This window comes from Bowdeniella nasicola (assembly GCF_900107735.1).
Lineage (GTDB): Bacteria > Actinomycetota > Actinomycetes > Actinomycetales > Actinomycetaceae > Bowdeniella > Bowdeniella massiliensis.
This window is the reverse complement of record NZ_FNQV01000003.1, coordinates 53,322-73,564: the sequence shown is the minus strand read 5'-3', so window position 1 is coordinate 73,564 and position 20,243 is coordinate 53,322. Positions and strand designations below refer to the sequence as shown.

Here is a 20,243-nt window from a genome sequence, read left to right as displayed (position 1 = left end):
TCGGCCTTTCGGCGCCTCACCGAACTCGAGGGGCCGGACGGTAATCCCGCCGTGGCACGCGCCGGGCTCGAGGTCCTGCACGAGGCAGCCCCCTCGCCGGAGCGAGCAGAACCGGCGGAGGCCGATGAGTCCGACACGGCCAAGCCATCGCACGCCCCCGCCCGCTGTCCTGCCCCAGCTCTCTCGCCGGCGCTGCCGCCGGAGATCATCTCGCCGCTCGGTCTTGCCGCGTGCGCGGCCGTGGCGGCACATCCCCAGTGGTGGTTGCTTTCAGGCAGGACGGTCGTCGTCCTCGGGGCAGGCGCCGAACTCGCTCCGACGCTGCCGCTCATCGCCGCCGGAGCGCACGTGCATGCCGTCATTCGCTCCAATTCTCAGCGCCGCCCGCTGTTGTCGGAAGCTGCAAGCTCGGCTCCGGGAACGCTGACGTTCGCACCCGCGGAGCTCAGCGATATCCTCGCCGCGCCCGACGCCCTGGCCGATCACCTCGCTTCGCTTCCCGGCGAGCTTGCCGTCGTCAACGCTCTATATGCTCCGGGGCGCACCAACGTCCACCTCGCGCTGGCCGCCGATCGGCTCGTCACCCGGCTGCTTCGCGCGCGCCGCGATGTCACGCTCGCGTACTCAGGGACGCCGACGGACTCCTACTGGATAAACGGACGGGTGCGTGACGCGGCTCTTTCCGCTCAGGGCCCGAACTACCTGGCCGCCAAGCGTATCGATAGGTGGCGCGCGACCGTCGCGAGAGTCGAGGGCATCCGTGTACTCGCACCGGTGTTGCCGCCAACGCTCACAGAATCGGTCCTCGTTTCATCCGCCATCGAACGCGGACTGTCAGGTGCCCGTCACTTTGGGATCCACGCGGCACCGCCCCACATCGCGGCACGTCTCGCGGCCACCTGGCTGATCCACTCTCTTCATACGCCCGCCGACGCCGCGCCCTGGACGGGCTATGCGGCGCCGGCGGGAATGTGGCAAAAAGGCTTGCTCGCTCGCCTCGCGGCGGGCATCGCCCTTGGTGGTTAAACGATCCCCTGCGCGAGCATCGCGTCCGCGACGCGCGTGAAGCCCGCGATGTTTGCCCCGAGGACGTAATCGCCCGGCTGGCCGTAGGCTTCGGCGGTTTCGGCGCACTCGTCGTGGATCGTCTTCATGATCTTCGTCAGCTTGGCTTCAGCCTTATCGAAGCTCCACTGCTCGCGCGATGCGTTCTGCTCCATTTCCAGCGCGGAGGTCGCCACGCCGCCAGCGTTCGCGGCCTTACCCGGCGCGAACAGGCACTCAGCAAGCTGGAAAATCTCCACGGCTTCGGGCGTGCATGGCATGTTCGCCCCCTCGGCAACAACCTTGACGCCGTTGTTCACCAGCGTGCGGGCAGCGGCCTCGTCCAACTCGTTCTGCGTCGCGCATGGCAGCGCCACGGTGCACGGCACGTCCCAAACGGACCCACCGGTAACGAGCTCCGCGCTCGACTTGTGGTCGACGTAGTCGGAGACGCGTCCGCGCTCGACCTCCTTGATCTGCCGCAGCAGGTCAACGTCAACCCCTTCTTCATCGACGACGTAGCCGGAAGAATCGGAAAACGATACGACGGTCGCGCCCAACTGCTGAGCCTTCTCGATCGCGTAAATCGCAACATTGCCCGAGCCGGACACGACGACGCGCTGGCCATCGAAACCCTCGCCATGCTGGTGCATCATCGATTCGGCGAACAGCACCGTGCCGTAGCCGGTGGCCTCGGTGCGGGCGAGCGAGCCGCCCCATCCGAGCCCCTTGCCCGTGAGGACGCCGGCCTCGTAGCGGTTGGTGAGGCGCTTGTACTGGCCGAACATGTAGCCGATTTCGCGCGCACCCACGCCGATATCGCCCGCGGGCACGTCGGTGTATTCACCGATGTGCCGGTAGAGCTCGGTCATGAAGGACTGACAAAACCGCATGACCTCGTTATCCGACTTGCCATGCGGGTCGAAGTTCGAACCGCCCTTGCCGCCGCCGATGCCCTGCCGCGTTAGCGAGTTCTTGAAGATCTGCTCAAAGCCCAAGAACTTCACGATCGAAATGTTGACCGACGGGTGGAAACGCAGCCCACCCTTGTACGGGCCGAGCGCCGAGTTGTATTCGACGCGGTAGCCGCGGTGGACCTGCACCTTGCCGTAGTCATCGATCCACGGCACGCGGAAGACGATCTGGCGTTCGGGCTCAATCATCCGCTCCAGGATGCCGGCGTCGCGATACTGCGGGTTCTTCACGAGCGCGGGACCGAGCGATTCGAGAACCTCGTGCACGGCCTGATGGAAAACGTCTTCCCCGGGGTTCAGGGTGCGTACATGCTCGAAGAGCGCGTCCAGGTAGTCGTCCACGGGTCCTCCTTCACCAGGACCGCGCCGGCCACCGGGCCGAGCGGCCCTCGTTGGCTAACTTGAGTTCGAGGCCAACGCTACACACCTATTGCGCTGACCAAAAAACGGTGACCACATAGTAAAACCGCCGGCTGCCGTCCCACAATCTGGCACGGTCTTCTTCCACCCCACCTTTAGAACGTGCGCAGTCACCAGATCGCTTCGCTGCAGCACGTGGGCGTCGAGACGATCCGCTCGACAGCGAAATCGATCTATCGGCGCCTGGGCGTAAAGAACCGGGAGAACGCCGTGCGGGTGGGCAAGGCGCTCAACCTCATCTAGCCGAAGTGCTGCTGGAGCGTCGCCGCGGCGGCCTCGGCCAGCTCGCCAAGACCCAGCTGCACAGTGCCCTCGGGCACGGTGATCGTCAGCTGGTCGCCGCCCGTCGTGCCGATCTCGGCCACCGGGACGCCGGCTTCCTCGGCGAGGGCGCGGGCGGCCTCGCCGTCCTGCGGATCAAGGGCAACGATCGCGCGGGCACCGGTCTCGGCGAACAGCGCGCTCGTCGTATCGATCCCGTCGCGCACCAGAACCTCGGAGAGGTCCACGTTGGCGCCGGTGCCAAAACGCAGCGCCGATTCGATCAGCGCCTGGGACAGGCCGCCGCGCGAGACATCGTGCGCGGCGCGGCTCATGCCCTGCTGGCCGAGTGCGATAAGGACGTCGGCGAGGGCACGTTCGGCGCCGAAATCGACCTTCGGCGGCATGCCACCGATGTGCTCGTGGATGGCGCGCGCCCACTCCGAACCGGATAGTTCCTCGCGGGTGGCACCCAGCAGCAGGAGGGTCAGGCCCGCGTCGGTGAAGCCCGAGGGCACGACGCGCGAGACGTCCTCGATGACGCCGAGCACGCCGACGACGGGCGTCGGGTAGATTGATTCGTCGCCCGTCGTGTTGTACAGCGAGACGTTGCCGCCGGTGACGGGCACCGACAGCTCCCGACAGCCGTCGGCAAGGCCCGTGATGGCCTGCACGAGTTGCCACATCGCGTCGGGCTTTTCGGGGCTGCCGAAGTTCAGGCAGTCGGTGATGGCGCGGGGGCGGGCGCCGACCGTTGCGACGTTGCGGTAGGCCTCGGCGAGCGAGGCCTGCGCTCCCGCGTAAGGGTCGAGGTAGGCAAAGCGCGGCGTTGCGTCGGTGGCGATGGCGACGCCGAGGCCGGTTTCCTCATCGACGCGCACGACGCCGGCGTCATCGGGCTGCGCGAGCGCCGTGTTGCCCTGGACGTAGCGATCGTACTGGGAGGTAATCCACTGCACGCTCGCGCAGTTGGGCGAGGCCGCGAGCGCGATCATCTGCTCGCGGATGTCCTTCGCGCTGCCGGGGCGGGCGAGCTTTTCGGCCGCGTCGGCCTGGACGGCATCGAGCCAGTCCGGCCGGGCGTAGGGCCGGTCGTAGGTCGGGCCGTCGTGGGCGACGGTTTTGGGGTCGACGTCGACAATGCGCTCACCGAAGTGGTCGATCGTCAGGCGCCCGTTGCCGGTCACGGTGCCGATGACGGCCGTCTCGACCTCCCAGCGTCCGGTCACGGCGAGGAACTCGTCGAGCTTGTCGGGCGCGACGATCGCCATCATGCGTTCCTGGGATTCGCTCATGAGGATCTCGCCCGCGGTCAGGCTCGGATCGCGCAGCAGCACGTTTTCCAGATCGACGTGCATGCCGGAATCGCCGTTGGAGGCAAGTTCGGAGGTCGCGCAGGAAATGCCCGCAGCGCCGAGATCCTGGATCGCCTCGACAAGCTCGCGTTCGAAGAGTTCCAGACAGCATTCGATCAGGAGCTTTTCCATGAACGGATCGCCGACCTGCACGCTCGGGCGCTTCGTCGGGCCGCCCTCGTCGAAGGTTTCGGAGGCGAGGATGGAGGCACCGCCAATGCCGTCACCGCCGGTGCGTGCACCGAACAGGACGACGTGGTTGCCCTCGCCCGTCGCGTTGGCGAGGTGGATGTCCTCGTGGCGCAGCACACCCACGCACAGGGCGTTGACGAGCGGGTTGCCCTGGTAGACGGCGTCGAATTCCGTCTCGCCGCCGATGTTGGGCAGACCGAGACAGTTGCCATAGCCGCCGATTCCGGCAACAACGCCGTGGACGACGCGGGCCGTGTCGGGGTGGTCGATTGCGCCGAAGCGCAGCTGGTCCATGACGGCCACGGGGCGCGCGCCCATCGAGATGATGTCGCGCACGATGCCGCCGACGCCCGTCGCAGCGCCCTGGTAGGGCTCAACGAAAGAGGGGTGATTGTGGGATTCAACCTTGAAGGTCACGGCCCAGCCATCGCCGATATCGACGACGCCGGCATTTTGCCCGATGCCGACGAGCAAGTGCTCGCGCATCTTTTCCGTCGTCTTCTCACCGAACTGCTTGAGGTGGATTTTGGAGGACTTGTAGCTGCAGTGCTCCGACCACATGACCGAGTACATGGCGAGCTCCGCGGCGGTGGGGCGCCTGCCGAGCAGCCGCCGGATCTGCTGGTATTCCTCTTCGCGCAGACCGAGCTCCGCAAACGGCATCTCACGATCTGGGCTCGCGGCGGCATCCTCGGTGGTGTCGGGATGGTGGGCGGGCGTCATAGCAGGCATGTAATCCCCAAAACGGCAACGATGGACCAGGCGTCATCGAGCTTACCGCTCGGGCGCCCGGCCCACGTGGTGGGCTCACCTTTCGGGAAGCGGCACTACTTTTTCCGCGCGCCCGCGAAGGGCACGCCAGATTTGGGCGGGGCGCGAGACCTTCGGATCCTTGTTCGGCAGCGCGAGGCGGAAGATCTTCTTCGTCACGCTCGCCACCTGCACCGGCATCGGGCCCGTGACGTAGGTCAGGCCGTAGCGGCTCATGATCTCGCGGATGCGCGGCGCGATCTCGTGATAGCGCGAGCTCGGCAGGTCCGGGAAGAGGTGGTGTTCGATCTGGTGGGATAGGTTGCCGGTCATGATGTGCAGGGCGCGCGGCCCGGAAATATTGGCGCTGCCAAGGAGCTGGCGCAGGTACCATTCGCCACGGGTTTCGCCGTCGATCGATTCGGTTTCGAAAGTCTCCACCCCCTCGGGGAAGTGCCCGCAGATGATGACGGTGTGGGACCAGACGTTGCGGATCAGGTTCGCTAGGACGTTCGCGCCGAGGGTGGACAACGCGCTCGGGCCGGACAGGATCGGGTGCAGGACGTAGTCCTTGAACGCCTGCCGTTTGATCTTCTCGATCACCGCGCGGGACTCGGCCTTGAACTGCTCTTCCGACTTGTCCGAGGTGCCGTTCAGGTAGGGCCCGAGCTCCAGATCGTAGGCGGCGATGGAGTATTCGAACATCACGGCGTTCACGAGGTTAATGACGGGCTGGGCGAGGTGGAAGGGCCGCCACTCCTGTGCCTCATCCACGCGCATGATGCCGTAGCCGAGATCGTTATCGCGGTCCAGGACGTTCGTGTAGGTGTGGTGCAGGTGGTTGTGGGAGTACTTCCACTGCGCGGCCGGCGAGACGTGGTCCCATTCCCACGTCGAGGAGTGGATTTTTGGATCGCGCATCCAGTCCCATTGGCCGTGCATGACGTTGTGGCCGATTTCCATGTTTTCTAGGATCTTGGCGACCGCGAGGCCGCTCGTGCCGAGCCAGAAGGCGGGGCGCCACTTGGAAAACAGCAGGACCGCGCGGCTGCCCATCTCCAGCCAGCGCTGGGTGGCGATGACGCGGCGAATATAGGCGGCATCATCGGCTCCGCGTTTGGCGAGGATTTCATCGCGCAGGGCGTCGAGCTCGGCGGCGAGGGCCTCGACTTGCTCATCGCTCAGGTGCGGGGCGGGGCGGGTGCGCGGGGGCGCTGCGGGGGCGGGTGGGGCGAGAGTGGTCATGGGGAGGGCTCCAGATTCTCGGGGGTTACAGGTCGATCGTGCAGGGGCCGGCGGCGGCAGAGATGCAGGTTTGGATGGGAACGGTTTCGCCGTCGGCGGCGGTAGTGACCTCGCCGTTGCGCAGGTCTTTCACGCTGCCTTCTTTCAGGGGCGCGAGGCAGCCGAAGCAGATACCCATCCGGCAGCCGGAGGGCATGAGGACGCCCGCGTCCTCGCCGACATCCAGCAGCGCGCTACCGCCGTCGGCGACGACGGTGGTGTTGCTGCGGGAAAACGTTGCGGTGCCGCCGTCGCCGATGGCGGCAAGGGTGGGGCGGAAGCGTTCGACGGTGAGGCGATCACCGATCTCGAACTCGCCCCAGTGGGCCTGGCAGTCGTCGAGCAGCCCGGTGGGGCCGCACGCGAAGGTATGGCGCTCGCGCCAGTCGGGCACGAGGTGATCGAGATCGGACAGGCGCAGCTGGCCGTCGTCGTCGGTCACGCGAACGACGAGGCTGTTGCCGTGCTCGCGGGCCCAGGCGGCCAGTTCCTCGCCGGCGACGAGATCGGCGGCGCGGCGGATGGAGTGGATGAGGGCGACGTCGGCGCCGGCAAAGACGCCGGAGCGCAGCATCCCGAGGACGGGGGTGAGGCCCGAGCCGCCGGTCAGCAGCAGGACGCGGCCGGGGGCGGGCGTGGGGCTGATGAAGTCGCCCGTGGCTTGGTCGAGGGCGATGAGGGAGCCGACGACGTCGCCGGTCACGAGGTGGGCGGAGACGAGGCCCGAATCGATCATCGTGACGGTGATGGTGAAATCAGCCGCAGCGCCAGCTCTCGGCGAGGTGATCGAGTAGGCGCGCCAGCGGCGCACGCCGTCGATATCGACGCCGATGCGCACGTACTGGCCGGGAATGTGGCCGCGCCAGGCGCCGGAGGGGCGCAGCGTCAGGGTGGCGGTGCGCTCGGTCTCGCGGTGGCGGGCGATGATGCGGGCGCGCAGATCGGCGCCGGAGCGCAGGGGCGAGATGAGATCGAGGTAGTCGCCGGGCACGAGCGGGGTGGCGAGGGAGGCCGCGAGGCGCCCCGCGCCGGAGCGCACGCGCGAGAGCATGCTGCGGCGCGCGGCGGGTGTCGGCTTGATACTCACTACGCCACCGTAACTTACGGCTCCGTAGGTTGTCGCGGGGATATCCCCCGTCGTGATCGAATCGCGACCTAGCCGACGCTCAGCATTCCGATGCTTGCCAGGCGGCGGGTGTGGGCAATACAGGCCTTTGCCATGGCCTCACCCTCGACGTCGAGCAGGGCGGCGAGGGCGGCGGCGATTTGGCCCACGGTGAGGCTGCCATCGGCGGCCGACAGTAGGCCCGCCATTTCAGTGGGGCAGGAAACGACCTGGTGCAGGCCGCCGCCCTGGGTGGCGGTGATGACCTCGGGCTGGGATTCGCCGATACGGAAATGATGCTCGAGCGTGACATCGTCTGCCGCCGTGATGCGGCTCGCCGCGAGGTCGCTATCGGAGGTTCGTTCCAGGCGGGCACGCTCGGCCGCTAGCCGCCACAGGGTCTCGCCGTCGGGTGCGGCATGACCGGTGAGGTCGGAGGTCTCGTGCACGCCGCGCTCGCTGCTCAGTGGGCGGGTGAAAAGGAGGTAGCCGAAGTCGACCCAGCGCACGCCACGGGCGGCGAAATCGGCGAGGTAAGCGCGGTACAGCGCGTCGTAATCATCGCTCAGGCCCCCGTCGCGCAGCCACATCTCGGCATACTCCGCGGCGTCCTGGAACTCGCGACGAATGATCCACGAATCCAGGGGCACACCTGCACGGGCTTCGGCGGCCGCCACCCAGGCGCGCGGCCGCGCGAACTCGTCCTCGTTCGCGCGCACTTCCCAGTTGGCCAAGATGATGGCGCGTCCGCCGGGCGCGAGGTGGGTGCCGAGATCGGCGATGAGGCGCGCGAGGAGCTCATCGCCGCTCGCGCCGGTGCCAGAATCGCGGTATTCCATGACCGGCAGGCCAGCGTCGTAGGCCGCGGCGGGCGTGATAACGAACGGCGGGTTGGACACGATGAGGTCGAACGTCTCGCCCGCCACCGGCTCGAAGAGCGAACCGGCGCGAGCCTCGATGACGCCGTCGGGGATGTCCGCGAGCGCCGCATTAGCGCATAGGAAGGCGAGGGCCCGCTCGGACAGGTCGGTGGCGATGACCCGTTCGGCGCGACGAGCGAGGGTGAGCGCCTGAATGCCCGACCCGGTGCCGAGATCGAGCACGGTGCCGAGGCTGCCACCTGCCGGGGGTTGCGGCAGCAGCGCGTGCAAGGTCTGGCTCGCTCCCCCAACGCCGAGGACGTGCCAGGGCGGCAGGGCATGGCCGAGGACGGTTTCGGGCAGGTCGGAGACGATCCAGGCTGGGCCGTCGGCCGGATCGATGCCGGTGGGCGAGATATCGACCGCGGCGCGAAAGCGCCCGGTCGCGCTGCGGGTAACGAGGTGCGCGGCTTCGGCGCGCGCGGGCGTCGTAGCAGGCAGGGCCCGCTCGACCTCGGCGCCGGTCAGTTCGTCGCCGAGGAGGAAGAGTCGAGCCAGCAGCGCTAGCGGCTCGCTACTTTCGGCGAGCGCGATTCGGGCGGGAATGCGCTGTTCGCGAGCAAGGGCGGCAGCGGCGACAGGTCCGAGAAGCTCATCGAGCACATCGGAGGTGTAGCTGGCAAGGTCGGCGCGCAGGTCGGCCGCGAGGGCGGGGTCGCCGAGGTTCGGCGGCGGTGGCGCGGTCACGTCAGTGCGCTCGTCATCGCCGATGGACCGGATATCGGGTGCTGGCATGTCCTCAGCCTAGACACCCTGAAACGTTAGGACTGGCGGGCGACGCGCACGATCCAGTCGGTCGGACCCTCCTGAACCATCTCGAAGGCCCATTCGCCTTCGAGTTCGGTGATCTGGTTGAGCAGCGGCGTTGGGACGTGCGGCGCCTTAATGAGGATCGTCGCGCCGACCGGCAGCGAGGAAACCGCGCCAAGGATGGCGGCATGACGGACGGAGTGCGGGATCGCGAGGACGTCGATTGTCTCTTCCAGCAGGTTGGTGTGCTGGCAACCACAGGTGTGTGTCATACCCATTATTTTACACACCCTTTTCCGTAGTTATTTTGACAACGTGTCGATCGGGCTGTGGTTGAGCTCATAGCACGATGTCACCCAATGTTCACCAACGTCTGGTGCAGTGAAGCCGGCTCGCCTTATGCTGGGCGAACCTTATCAACGACGAAGGGACCTTCATGCGATCTCGCATCTTCGCCAGTGGTCTCGTCGCTGCGGCCCTCACCGCTTCGACGATTCTTCCTGCCAGCGCAGCCCCCGGAGACTCCGTGGACCTGACGCTGCTCGCCACCACCGACGTGCACGGGCACGTCATGAACTGGGACTACTTCCGGGACGCGCCTTACGGCCCCGGCAAGGAACTCGGCCTCGCCCGGGTGGATTCGATCGTGCAGCAAAAGCGCGCCGCGGCTGCCGATCCGGATTCGGTCATGCTGTTCGATAACGGCGATGCCATTCAGGGCACTCCCCTGACCTACCTCGCTGCCGTCCAGCCCGAAAAGCTCGACATCTCGCAGCACCCGATGGCCATTGCCTACAACACGATCGGCTATGACGCCCTCGTGGTGGGCAACCACGAATACAACTACGGCCTGCCGCTGCTCGCCAAGTACGATTCGCAGCTGAACGCTCCCCTGCTCGGCGCTAACGTCATCAACGTCGAGACCGGTGGCCCGGCCCAAAAGCCCTACGAAATTTTCGAGCGCGAGATCGACGGCAAGACCGTCAAGGTCGGCGTCCTTGGCCTCGTGACCCCGGGCGTCCGCACCTGGGATAAGGCCCTGGTCGAGGGCAAGCTCGACTTCAAGGACATCGTGGAGACGGCACAAAAGTACGTGCCGATCATGAAGGACGCCGGCGCTGATGTCGTCGTGGCCCTCGCCCACACTGGCCAGGATCCGGATGGCGCGACGTGGAATCCCGCCGAGCTTGGCGAGAACGTCGCCCGCTCGCTGGCCACGAACGTCAACGATCTCGACGTCGTCATCGCGGGCCACTCGCACGTGGAGAACAAGGGCCAGAAGTTCACGGCCCCAGACGGCGATCCCGTGCTCCTCGCCCAGCCCAAGTTCTGGGCGCAGTCCGTTGCCGAAGTGTCGCTGAAGCTCGTGGAAGGCGAGAACGGCACCTTCGCCATCGACTGGGACAACACGACCTCGACGACGCACGCCGCGTCGGAGGCCGCCGATTCCGAGCGCATCACCGGCAACGCGGAGCTCGACAAGGCCCACAAGGCCACCGTCGACTACGTCAACACCGTCGTCGCGCAGTCCACCCAGGAGATGAAGACGGAAACCTCGCGCTATGAGGACACCCCGATTCTCGACCTCATCGGTCACGTCATGGTGGAGTCCGTCAAGGAAAACCTCGCGGGCACCGAATACGCGAACCTGCCCGTCATCGCGCAGACCTCCCCGTTCTCGCGCGAGTCGGTCTTCCCCAAGGGGGACGTGACGATCAAGGACATCGCGGGTCTGTACATTTACGACAACACCCTGGCCGCGGTCAAAATCGATGGCAAGGGCATGAAGGAATACCTGGAGTACTCCGCTCGCTTTTTCTGCCAGGTCGAGCAGGGCGCTGATTTCGATCCCGAGACCGGCACCAACTGCCAGTACCCGGGCGCAACTCGCGGCATCCCGGACTACAACTACGACGCCCTGACCGGAGTCTTCTACGAGATCAACGTCTCCAAGCCGGTCGGCGAGCGCATCGAAAACCTGCGGATGCCCGATGGTACGCCGATCAAGGACACCGACGAGTTCATCCTCGCCGTCAACAACTACCGCCAAAACGGCGGTGGCGGCTACCCGGTCGCCGTTGATGCCCCCGTGGTGTGGAACGATCTGCTCGAGATCCGTCAGCTCATCATCGACTGGGCTCAGAATGTCGGCACGATCGACCCGAAGGACTTCTTCGAAGACAACTGGAAGCTCGTCACCGCGTCGGTCGCCCCGACCGAGCAGCCCACGGAGCAGCCCACTGAGCAGCCCACTGAGCAGCCGACCGAGGAGCCCACGGACAAGCCGACCGAGGACCCGACCGAGCAGCCCACGAGCCAACCAACCACCCCGGGTAAGCCCGGCCAGCCCGGCAAGCCGGGGATGCCGGTGACCGGTGCGGACTCGACCGGTATCGCGCTTGGCGCCGCCGGCCTGCTTGCTCTCGGACTCGGTGTGCTCGCCGCACACCGTCGCCGCGTGCTGAGCTAGTCACCTGACACAAAGCCGGGCGGGAGCTGGATTCATCCAATTCCCGCCCGGTTTTGTCGTTACTCGCCGGTCTCGCCGTCGAACGCTTCACGCAACAGATCAGCATGGCCGTTGTGCCGGGCATACTCCTCAATCATGTGCAGGAGTATCCAGCGCAGCGAGACATCGTCCCGACCGCCCCATGCCGGGTGTGTTTCTGCCAGGGCTCCCTCGTGCTGCAGGGCGCGATCGACGATGGCCTCGGATTGCCCGACGGCCTGACGCCACAGTGCACGCATCTCATCGGCCTCCAGCGTGGTAGCCAGTTCCCAATCGCCATCGTGATGGGCCTGCCAATCGATGCCGGCCCATGGCTCGCTCGGAGGCGTCTTGGCAAGAACGGTGCCGAACCAGAAGTCCTCGACCCAGGCCAGGTGCGTGAGCAAGCCGCCGAGCGTCATCGTCGTGGGATCGATCGCTCGCCCGAGTTCGGCTGTCGACAGCCCTCGAGTCTTCCATTCGAGCGTCGAGCGCTGATAGGAGAGGAATCCCCTGAGGCTTTGAACCTCCGAACCCGCCAGGGGTGGCTCGGCTCTGCCCTGGTCATCGATGCGCGCGGTCATGGCTGGCTCCTACTGTCGGCGTTGGTGCCATGAGACCAGCAGGCGCAGTTTCGCGCAACGGATTATTCCGGCAGGTTCAATCCCGCCTCGGATAGCTTCGCTAGCGCTTGTGCTTCGGTGATCCCGCCGGCGTGAATACCGGTGATCGTCCCATTCGCGTCAAGGAAGACGTGATGCGGGATCGCGATGACGTGGAACTGCGCGGAAACAGCGCCATCGGGGTCCGGAATGTGGGGGTAGGTCAGGCCGAGGCGCCCGGCGAAGGTGGCGACTTTGCCGAGATCCTCGTTGAGGTAGATGGCGACGACATTCGCATTCGAGCCGACTTTTTCGTGCACGGCCTGCACATCCGGGGCCTCGGCGCGGCAGGCCGCACACCACGAGGCGTTAAAGACGAGCCAGGTAGGCGCGCCCTTGTAGTCAGCAAGGGCGACCTCGTTGCCCTCCCAGTCGGTGGCGGAAAACTCCGGTGCCTGCTCGCCGACCTCGGGTCGAGCGCCCTGGCCTTCGGAGACTTGCCCGGAGGTTGCGAAGCTCGCCGGATTGGCAGCGTTGGCGCGGTCGGGAGTGTTGGCATCGGCCGAGGTCGACATGAAGCCGCCCTTCAGCGCCGATGCGGCTAGCACGAGGACGACGGCGATGACCGCGACGACGGCAATAGGAACGAATCGCTTATGCATAGGAGTGCAGGCCACCAAAGAAGTGATTGCCGAAATAGGCGAACAGAACCGAGATGAAGCCGATGATCAACAGCCAGGCGGCCTTGCGGCCCCGCCAGTCCCGCACAACGCGGGCATGCAGGTAGGCCCCGTAGATCAGCCACGTCACGAAGGCGGCCGTCTCCTTGGGGTCCCAGCCCCAGTACCGGCCCCACGCGGTATTCGCCCAGACCGCGCCGAGCACGATCATGATGGTGAGCAGCGGGTAGGTCACGACGGCGGCCTTGTAACCGATCTCATCGAGGCTCTCCTCGCTCGGCAGCCCGCGCAAGGTGATGCGGCCACGCAGCAGGTAGAGCACCGCCGCCCCGAAGGACACGCATGCCGCACCGTAGGACAGGATCGCAAACCCGACGTGCAGCGTCAGCAGCAGGTTGTTCTGCAGGGCCGGAATGAGCGGCTTGATGCCGGTATCAAGCGATAGCGCGTAGACGAGCAGCGCTGCCGTCACGGGCAGCACGACGAGGGCCAATGCGCGCAGTTTGTAGCGCAGCGCAAACACGACGTAGGCGAGCAGGATGCCCCAGGTGAAGGAGACCGCGAACTCATGCTGGTTGGCGAACGGGCCGTGCCCGGTGATCGACATCCGGATCCCGAGGTAGGCCGTCAGCATGACCAGCGCACCGATCAAGAACGCATTGGCATACCACGCCAATCCGTGCGCGGGGGCGGGCCCCTCCTGCTCGGGTGCCGTCTCGCGGAGCTCACGAACGCCCTCGGGCGTCGCAATCGTCGCGACACGCCCGCCGGTGGCAGCGCCCACAACGGCGGATTCCCGCTCGCTGGCAGGCGCCGCGGCGCGGCGTTTGGAGGTCAACACGACGGCGAAACTCACGAGCGCGAGGATCGTGAACGCGAGCGCCGCCATGAGGAAGTATTCAGCGATTTCAAGCATCGGTCGGCCTTTCTCAGAGCCGCTCGTTGACGGCGGTAACGGTATCGGTAAAGAATCGGCCGAAGCCGGAATCAGTCTTTTCAGCGGAGGCGAACTGTACGCTCGGGCCATCCTCGCCCTCGATCACGCGTGCCCAGATCCGCCGGTGGCGCATCCCAAAGGTCATGAGCGAGCCGCCCACGAGCAGGATCGAGCCGATCCACATCCACCACGTGCCCGGGTCCTGTCGCAGGTTGATCCCGGTGTACTGGCGCTCGCGCTCAAACGTCACCGTCTTGCCCGCAACGTTCGTCTCCTGGCCCTGGGTCACGGGCTTGACGTCGAGCGGCTGGGTTTGGCCAGTTGGATACATCTCGATGACGGCGGTGCCGGCCGGGATGGGGGAATCGGCGCGGCCGGAGGCGGGGGTGACGACGATGACGTCGATACCGGCCTCGGGCAGATCGATCCGGCCAATCGAGTTCATCTTGTCTTCGGAGCTAAAGCGCAGCGGGACGGAACCGGCGTAGATTTCGCTGCCCTCTTCATCGACGATGCGAAGGTCCGCCGCAATGCCATAAAAGGCTTGGTGGAAGGAGAATCCGCCGTACTTCAGCGGGCTATTGACACGCACATCCTGCTCGGCGACGACCGCATCCCCCTCAAGAACACGCAGGCGCGAGACGTAATCGGAGGGGCTGCCATCGTCGTAGAAGGACTCGGTAAAGGACTCCGCGGCGAGCGTGAGTCCGGAGTCGTGACCGACGGGGACGGATGATCCGACGGGCACGGTCAGCTGCTCGTCGATACCTGCCAGCGAGGAGATCGCGAACGCCGCCAGGATGATGACGAAGGAGGCGTGCGCCGCGACGGTCCCGAACGGACCCCACCGGTTCTTATCGAGATAGCGGGCGTGCGGGTCTTTCTCATCGGCGACGACACGCAGGCCCTTGGCCGCGGCCGCTTCGTCGAGCGCTGCGAGCGCGCTAGCGGCATCACCCTCTGCCGGGAGCTCTGCGCGGTAGCGAGCGTGGGTGAAGAACGCTCCCGAGACGTGGGTGCGCGGCCGGGTGGCGCGCTGCCACAGCTGCGGAATCCGGTGCACGGTGCACGCGATGATCGAGATCGCGAGCAGCGCCGTGATGATGAGGAACAGCCACGAAGTGTAGATGTTGAAGAAGCCGAGGTGATAGAGAATCGAGGTCCAGCCGCCGTAGCGGGGCCGCATCTCGGTAAGGAAGTGCTCCGCACCCTCGGCGGTCGCGAGGGTTGATCCGGGGGCCTGCGTGATGATCGTGCCGAGCAGGGTCACCACGGCCATCGCGAGGATGAGCAGCAGGCCGACCGTCTTGGAGTAAAAGAAGCGGTAGATGCGGACGAAAAACTCGGTGACCGGAACGTCATCGTGGGTGGGGCTCGGTGCTGGCGCGAGATCACTCCTTGCCATCGTTCAGCCCTCCTAAGTGCATCTGGGCGGTGCGGGCGAGATCGGAATCGGGCGCCAGTTCCACGACCTTGCCCCAGGCCTCGCGGGCCTTGTCCTCCTCGGCCGGGTCCTTGGACAGGTAGAGGAAGCCGAGGTTGTACCAGGCCTGCACCTCGCTCGGATCCGCCTCGATGACGGCGGTCCACTGCTCTTCGGCCTTGGCGGTCTCGCGCTGGTTGAACTGCAGGACGCCGAGCTCCAGGCGGGCCTTGGTATCGCTCGGATCCCCCTCGATCTGGCTTTGCAGCTGCGCAATCCGCTCGGCGCGCTCGGCGGCCGAGGGCGCCTGCTGCTGCTCGCCCATCGTCGGGTGGTTCGCGGGCTGGGTGGCTTCGGGGGTGGGTTTGCCCGCGAGGTAGATAGCGAAGACCACCGCGAACGCGAAGATCAGCGCGAGCGCGATTTTTCCGCCGGAGGAGGTGGGCTTTTTCAGGTACTTCGGGTTCGTCGGGCCGCTCGCCGCGCGCGTGGCCCGTGCCGCGGTGCTCGCGCTCGCGACCGCGGCGGTCGTGGCATCACCCGTCGCGTCCTGGCTGAGGGCGGGGCGGTGCTTTCGTCCCCGAGCCTTGGGCCGGCTCGTGACGATATCGTCGTCTTCTTCGCCGAGCTCGGCCAGCAGGATGTCGTCTGGATGCTGCTCGCGAGGCGCCGGCTCAGCGACGGTCTCACGGGTAGCGCTCGCGCGCCGGACGGCGGCCTCTTGGGCGCTTGCCCACTCGGCGATCTCTTCGGGTGCGGTCTGCAGGAAAGAAAGGATCCGCTCGGCGGTGTCCGGATTTATCGATTGGAGCTCTTTGTCCGGTTCGCTGGGACGGCGCTCTGCCCTACTGCTCACGAGCCGCGCTTTCTTCTCCGAACCGCTCCTTGTTCGCTTCCGTGATGTCGGAGGCAGCGAGTTCTTCGGCGCTGGCGCCACGCAGGGCGAGCTGGCCCTTGCGTGCGGCGTCGAGCGCGTCGGACAGGATGCGCTGCGTGTAATCCGGGGCGTGGAAGCCGTAGGAGTTTTCGGAGTAGACGTAGTCGATGTAGAAGCTCGACTTGTTTTGGTATTCGCGAGCCAGGTCGATCTGGGCTTCGTCGACGCCGTCGGCAATGCCCTTTTCGATATCGCGGATCAATGCCACGAGGGCGTCAAAGGCGACGTCGCGGGTGTGCACGAAGCGGTCCTGGATGACCTCCACGCGGCGCTTCATCTCATCGGAGTCGGCCTTGTGGCAGGTGCCGCACGAGGCGTTCGCATCCACCATGGGGTTGGTGATCTGGTGGTTAGATACCTTGTGGGCGCCTTCGCGCTGGTAGGCCATGTGGCAGTCGGCGCAGCTGACGCCGTTGGCGGCGTGGATGCCGCTGGACCAGATATCGAACTCGGGGTGCTGAGCCTTGAGCATCTTGGCGCCCGTGGTCTTGTGGGTCCAGTCGACGTGGCCGTCTTCCTGGTAGTAGTCCCAAATGTCATCGATGTCGATGCCCTTGGCCCACGGGAAGGTCAGCGTCTTATCCTCGCCCTTGAAGTAGTACTCGACGTGGCACTGGGCGCAGACGTAGGTGCGCATCTCCAGCGCCGTCGCGTCCTTGTTCACGTCATAGTTCTCGATGCCCTCGGAGGCCTTCAGGGCCTTGATGCCGTCCATGAAGGCGGGGCGGGTGATCGTGAGCTTCATGGTTTCTGGATCGTGGCAGTCGATGCACGTCACCGGATGGTCCGCGAGCTTGGTCGCTTCCTCGTAGGTCATCTTGTTCATGGCGTCAAAGCCCTTGCGGATGTCGCCATCGCCGAGCTCCTGCATGACGGGAACCGTTGAGGCGTGACAGTTCAGGCAGGTGCCGGGCTGATCGAACTGAGTGACGCGCAGCGTGTAGCGCTGGTCATCGAGCATGTGCATGTGGCCGCGCGCGTGGCGATAGTCAGTGGCAAAGGCATAGCCCGCCCACATGTCCTTCAGGCGCGGGTCCTGCTCGATCTTGGACTCCGGCACCTCGGTGCGCGGATCATCGGCCGTCGGGGTGTGCGGCTCGAGGGAGGCGCCGCCGTACTTGGAGGGCGTGAATTCCTCGGTCTTTAAATACTGCTCGTATTGGATCGGGAAGTTCCGGCCCCAGATCGCGGGATCAACCGTCGTCTCATCGAGCTGGACGACGGGCGTGTAGGGGGCGTGGGCCTCGGTCTTGCGCTCCAAAATGTTGAGCAGCAGCATGGTCAGGCCGAAGGTGACGAGCGCCGTGACAGCGATGGCGCCCATCCAGATCCACTGGCGGCGGCCGCGCTTTTTGGCGGTTTCGGGGGGCTGTTCTTCGGTCACGTCGCTCATGAGTCTCTTCCCTACTGGTGTCCGACGTCGTCGTGACAGCGCACGCAGCTCAGCGTGGCGCCGTCGTCGATGGTCAGGTGCATGTCACTGGTGACTTCCGCGTGGCAGTACAGGCAGGCGTCGTTGGTGACCTGCCGGTTCGTCTCGCGGATACGAATGTTTTCCGGGTACCACCCGGTGGTGAATTTCAGGCCGTGCCAAAAGCCGTTTTCGCCCTTGACGATGTACTTGTGGACGATGTTGTCGTGCGGGGCGTGGCAGTCATTGCACGTGGCAACGTTCGCGTGCGGGCCGGCCTTCCAGCCGTCATATTGATCCTGCATGACGTGGCAGTTGATGCAGGTCGTCGGGTCATTGCCGAGGTAGGAATAGCCGCGCGCGTAGACGAAGGTGAACAGGCCAACGCCGAACAAGGATCCGATGACGAAGACGGCAAGGGCCCGCATGATGAACCCGGGCGTCAGCATCTGCTGAGTGATGAAGCTTCGTAGCTTACCCACCGCTACTGCGCTCCTCCCTGGGGTGTCAGCTCCGTTTGAGTGCCGTCGCCACCATTGGCATACGCCCCTCTGCTCCATATTTTATGGACACAGGTGTAAATACCCGTGGGCCCTAAGGCCTAGATGCGTAGGAAATGATTGCTGCGGCCAGGGCGTCGGCGTAGCGCTGGCGGCCCGCCGGCGACTCCATGACCGCGGCGTCGTCGGGATTGCGCATCTCGCCGAGCTCGATAAGGACCGCAGGCAGCTGCGGGGCTGCGGCCGCGGCGTGGTTGAGGCCGGCGATGTCGGTGCGCTGTTGCAGCGGGCCGGCCACGCCCGAGTTTTCCTGGAAGCCCGCCTGCCGCAGCTGGGCGATGACCTCGGCGGCGAGCTGCGACGTGGGCGAGGAGGCGGCGGCGCCCTCGGGCGTGACGATGAGGAAGAAACCATGCGGCGTCGTCGTTGCCGAGCCGTTAGCGTGCAGCGAGACGAGCGCGTCGGCGCCGGCGGCAAAGGTGCCGCGTTCATCGACGCACGGGCCGACGCCGTCGTCGCTGTCGCGGGAGGTGATGACCGTGATGCCGGCGTGCTCAAGGGTAGGGATCATGCGCGTGGCGACGTCGAAGTTGAAGGCGTGCTCGGGGTAGCCGGAGGCCGTCGCGGTGCCGACGGTGTTGCACGCTTTGCTGCCGCCGCGCCCATCGGGCACGGGGGCGTTGATCTCGCGGACGTGAGTGGCGTTGCCGCCGTTATGGCCGGGATCCAGGGCGAGCGTGAAGGAGAGCGCGGGGGTGCTTGCCGGGCTGGGCGATGCGCTCATGGCCGGGGTCGGCGCGGCGGCGGTGACGGGCGGCGGCGGGGGCGCGACCGAGGAGGTGCAGGCGGCGGTGCAGCACAGCAGCGCCACACTAAGGGCGACGCCCGCGCGAGCCCGCGCAGCCCCCACCACGCGCGCCTATCCGGCCTTATTGACGGAGCTGATGCCGCGGCGCGCGAGCTGCACGCCGAGGCCCGATTCGCCATCCCAGCACGAAATACCGGCCTGTTCGGAGGTGCACGCGATACCCTGGCCGAGCAGGGCCGAGGCGCCGTATTGCAGCGTCGTGCCACCCTTGGCGACGGTGGCTTCGCACGAGTAATGCGGCTCGGAGGCGTACGGCCAGTGGATCGTCAGGGGCCCCTCGCAGTTCAGGCCCTGCCCGTCGGCATCGGTGATGTTGTGCTCGTAGATCGTGCAGGTGAAGGCCTGGTCGCCATCGGAGCGACAGGCGATATTGCCTGAGGGCGCCGTGAAGTGCGTGACCGAGGCCGCGCCCTCCGGCAGGTAGGGCATCGCGGGGGTTTCGGTTTCGGTGGGGCTCTCGCTCGGCGTCGGGGATTCCGTGGGCGACGCGGTTTCCGTCGGCGATGCGGATTCGGTTGCGCTCGGCGTCGGGGCCGATGTCGTCGGAGCGACGACCGGATCGTTTGACTCCCAGGGCCGCCAAAGCATGAGGACGACGGCGAGGAGGATGACGACGAGGCCGATGAGCGCGCCGAGAACGACCGAGGAGGCGACCGAGCCGGAGCGCTGCGGCTCGCTTGGGGTGTAGTGGGCTGCGGGCGCGGCGGTGACGGGTGCGTCGTAGCGCGGGGCCTGCTGCTGGGCGGGTTCGAAGCGTTGCGGCGCGATGCGCTGCGTGGGTGGCTCGGCGGTGGCCGCGGCGTCGGTGGCCGGCAGGATGGCTGCGCCCGAGCCGAGGACCGCGGTGCGGTCATCGTCCTTTGGGCTCTCGTCCGGCGCTGCGACATCCTCGCGGGCCGCGAGCGCCTCGTTGATCTCCGGGTCATTCCATGTGCCGAGCCAGGTCAGCAGGTCCGGATAGGCATTGGGGTGGGCGGCGATCGCGGCGCGCAGATCGGGGCGCTCGCCCGCGATGCGGTGCAGATCGGAGGCGCTTGCCTCGGGATCGCGGACGAGTTCGGCGTCGCGGTCGCTTGGTTGCGGCTGCTGGGCCGGTTCGCTTTCCTCGGCGGGCTCGGGTTCGCTCACGCTTGCGAGCCAGTCGCGCAGTTCGGGATAAACGTTCGGGTGGTTCGCGATGAGGGGGCGCAGGTCCGGGCGCTCGGCGGCGAGCCGGTGCAGGTCAGCGGGGGTGGCATCCGGGTTGCGCACGAGGGCGTCGTCACCGGAATGCTCGGCGTTCGGGTCGAACGTGTGGGGCGCCATGGAGGATCCTTCCGCGTGTAACGTCCGTGAAGTCTAT

The 20,243-nt window shown here is 66.4% G+C and carries 18 protein-coding genes; 3 read left to right on the top strand and 15 right to left on the bottom strand.

The features are described 5' to 3' along the window. Positions 1–51 precede the first annotated feature (51 nt). Entirely contained in the window at positions 52–1,026 is a 975-nt protein-coding gene (locus BLU67_RS02665; RefSeq protein ID WP_143027314.1) for a hypothetical protein, read from the top strand. On the opposite strand, the gene gdhA is transcribed toward BLU67_RS02665, so the two are convergent. Further along, on the bottom strand, positions 1,023–2,360 hold the full coding sequence (gdhA, locus tag BLU67_RS02660; RefSeq protein ID WP_092561734.1) for an NADP-specific glutamate dehydrogenase: 1,338 nt from the start codon (positions 2,358–2,360) through the stop codon (positions 1,023–1,025). The genes BLU67_RS02665 and gdhA overlap by 4 nt on opposite strands. A gap of 180 nt (positions 2,361–2,540) precedes the next feature. Between gdhA and BLU67_RS12220 the strand changes: the two genes are divergently transcribed. Further along, positions 2,541–2,681 carry a MalT transcriptional regulator family protein gene (locus BLU67_RS12220; RefSeq protein WP_176780671.1) on the top strand — a complete coding sequence of 47 codons (141 nt, stop codon included), beginning with the start codon at positions 2,541–2,543 and terminating at the stop codon, positions 2,679–2,681. On the opposite strand, the gene purL is transcribed toward BLU67_RS12220, so the two are convergent. The 5 genes from purL to BLU67_RS02635 all read right to left on the bottom strand — a co-directional run bounded on the left by purL (position 2,678) and on the right by BLU67_RS02635 (position 9,327). Continuing rightward, complete coding sequence (gene purL, locus BLU67_RS02655; protein WP_092561732.1) at positions 2,678–4,978, bottom strand: phosphoribosylformylglycinamidine synthase subunit PurL; 2,301 nt, start codon at positions 4,976–4,978, stop codon at positions 2,678–2,680. The genes BLU67_RS12220 and purL overlap by 4 nt on opposite strands. Before the next feature lie 75 nt (positions 4,979–5,053). Continuing rightward, positions 5,054–6,241, bottom strand: a complete 1,188-nt coding sequence (locus tag BLU67_RS02650) for a fatty acid desaturase family protein (RefSeq protein WP_092561730.1) — start codon at positions 6,239–6,241, stop codon at positions 5,054–5,056. A gap of 25 nt (positions 6,242–6,266) precedes the next feature. Beyond that, positions 6,267–7,367: a ferredoxin reductase gene (locus BLU67_RS02645; protein WP_222842342.1), complete on the bottom strand. Its 1,101-nt coding sequence runs from the start codon at positions 7,365–7,367 to the stop codon at positions 6,267–6,269. Positions 7,368–7,435: 68 nt separating this feature from the next. Then, the gene (locus tag BLU67_RS02640) at positions 7,436–9,040 is read right to left on the bottom strand and encodes a DUF7059 domain-containing protein (protein WP_092561728.1); all 1,605 of its coding nucleotides are present in this window, start codon (positions 9,038–9,040) and stop codon (positions 7,436–7,438) included. 26 nt (positions 9,041–9,066) lie between these two features. After that, entirely contained in the window at positions 9,067–9,327 is a 261-nt protein-coding gene (locus BLU67_RS02635) for a DUF2249 domain-containing protein (RefSeq protein ID WP_261977006.1), read from the bottom strand. A gap of 164 nt (positions 9,328–9,491) precedes the next feature. Between BLU67_RS02635 and BLU67_RS02630 the strand changes: the two genes are divergently transcribed. Beyond that, positions 9,492–11,525 carry a 5'-nucleotidase C-terminal domain-containing protein gene (locus tag BLU67_RS02630; RefSeq protein WP_092561724.1) on the top strand — a complete coding sequence of 678 codons (2,034 nt, stop codon included), beginning with the start codon at positions 9,492–9,494 and terminating at the stop codon, positions 11,523–11,525. 59 nt (positions 11,526–11,584) lie between these two features. Here the strand turns inward: BLU67_RS02630 and BLU67_RS02625 are convergent, their stop codons facing one another. The 9 genes from BLU67_RS02625 to BLU67_RS02585 all read right to left on the bottom strand — a co-directional run bounded on the left by BLU67_RS02625 (position 11,585) and on the right by BLU67_RS02585 (position 20,206). Then, a complete protein-coding gene (locus BLU67_RS02625) occupies positions 11,585–12,127 on the bottom strand; it encodes a DinB family protein (RefSeq protein ID WP_092561722.1) in 543 nt (180 codons plus the stop codon). A 62-nt stretch (positions 12,128–12,189) separates the two neighbouring features. Next, positions 12,190–12,807 carry a TlpA family protein disulfide reductase gene (locus tag BLU67_RS02620; protein WP_092561720.1) on the bottom strand — a complete coding sequence of 206 codons (618 nt, stop codon included), beginning with the start codon at positions 12,805–12,807 and terminating at the stop codon, positions 12,190–12,192. Then, on the bottom strand, positions 12,800–13,741 hold the full coding sequence (ccsB, locus tag BLU67_RS02615; protein WP_092561718.1) for a c-type cytochrome biogenesis protein CcsB: 942 nt from the start codon (positions 13,739–13,741) through the stop codon (positions 12,800–12,802). The genes BLU67_RS02620 and ccsB overlap by 8 nt, the downstream gene beginning before the upstream one ends. 13 nt (positions 13,742–13,754) lie before the next feature. Then, complete coding sequence (locus BLU67_RS02610) at positions 13,755–15,167, bottom strand: cytochrome c biogenesis ResB family protein (protein WP_092561716.1); 1,413 nt, start codon at positions 15,165–15,167, stop codon at positions 13,755–13,757. After that, positions 15,154–16,041: a tetratricopeptide repeat protein gene (locus BLU67_RS02605; RefSeq protein WP_092561714.1), complete on the bottom strand. Its 888-nt coding sequence runs from the start codon at positions 16,039–16,041 to the stop codon at positions 15,154–15,156. The genes BLU67_RS02610 and BLU67_RS02605 overlap by 14 nt, the downstream gene beginning before the upstream one ends. Continuing rightward, complete coding sequence (locus BLU67_RS02600) at positions 16,031–17,515, bottom strand: ammonia-forming cytochrome c nitrite reductase subunit c552 (protein ID WP_261977005.1); 1,485 nt, start codon at positions 17,513–17,515, stop codon at positions 16,031–16,033. The genes BLU67_RS02605 and BLU67_RS02600 overlap by 11 nt, the downstream gene beginning before the upstream one ends. 11 nt (positions 17,516–17,526) lie before the next feature. After that, a complete protein-coding gene (gene nrfH / locus BLU67_RS02595; RefSeq protein WP_250506705.1) occupies positions 17,527–18,015 on the bottom strand; it encodes a cytochrome c nitrite reductase small subunit in 489 nt (162 codons plus the stop codon). Positions 18,016–18,127: 112 nt separating this feature from the next. Next, positions 18,128–18,943, bottom strand: a complete 816-nt coding sequence (locus BLU67_RS02590) for an N-acetylmuramoyl-L-alanine amidase (protein WP_092561710.1) — start codon at positions 18,941–18,943, stop codon at positions 18,128–18,130. Positions 18,944–18,952: 9 nt separating this feature from the next. Then, a complete protein-coding gene (locus BLU67_RS02585) occupies positions 18,953–20,206 on the bottom strand; it encodes a variant leucine-rich repeat-containing protein (RefSeq protein ID WP_092561708.1) in 1,254 nt (417 codons plus the stop codon). Positions 20,207–20,243: the final 37 nt, after the last annotated feature.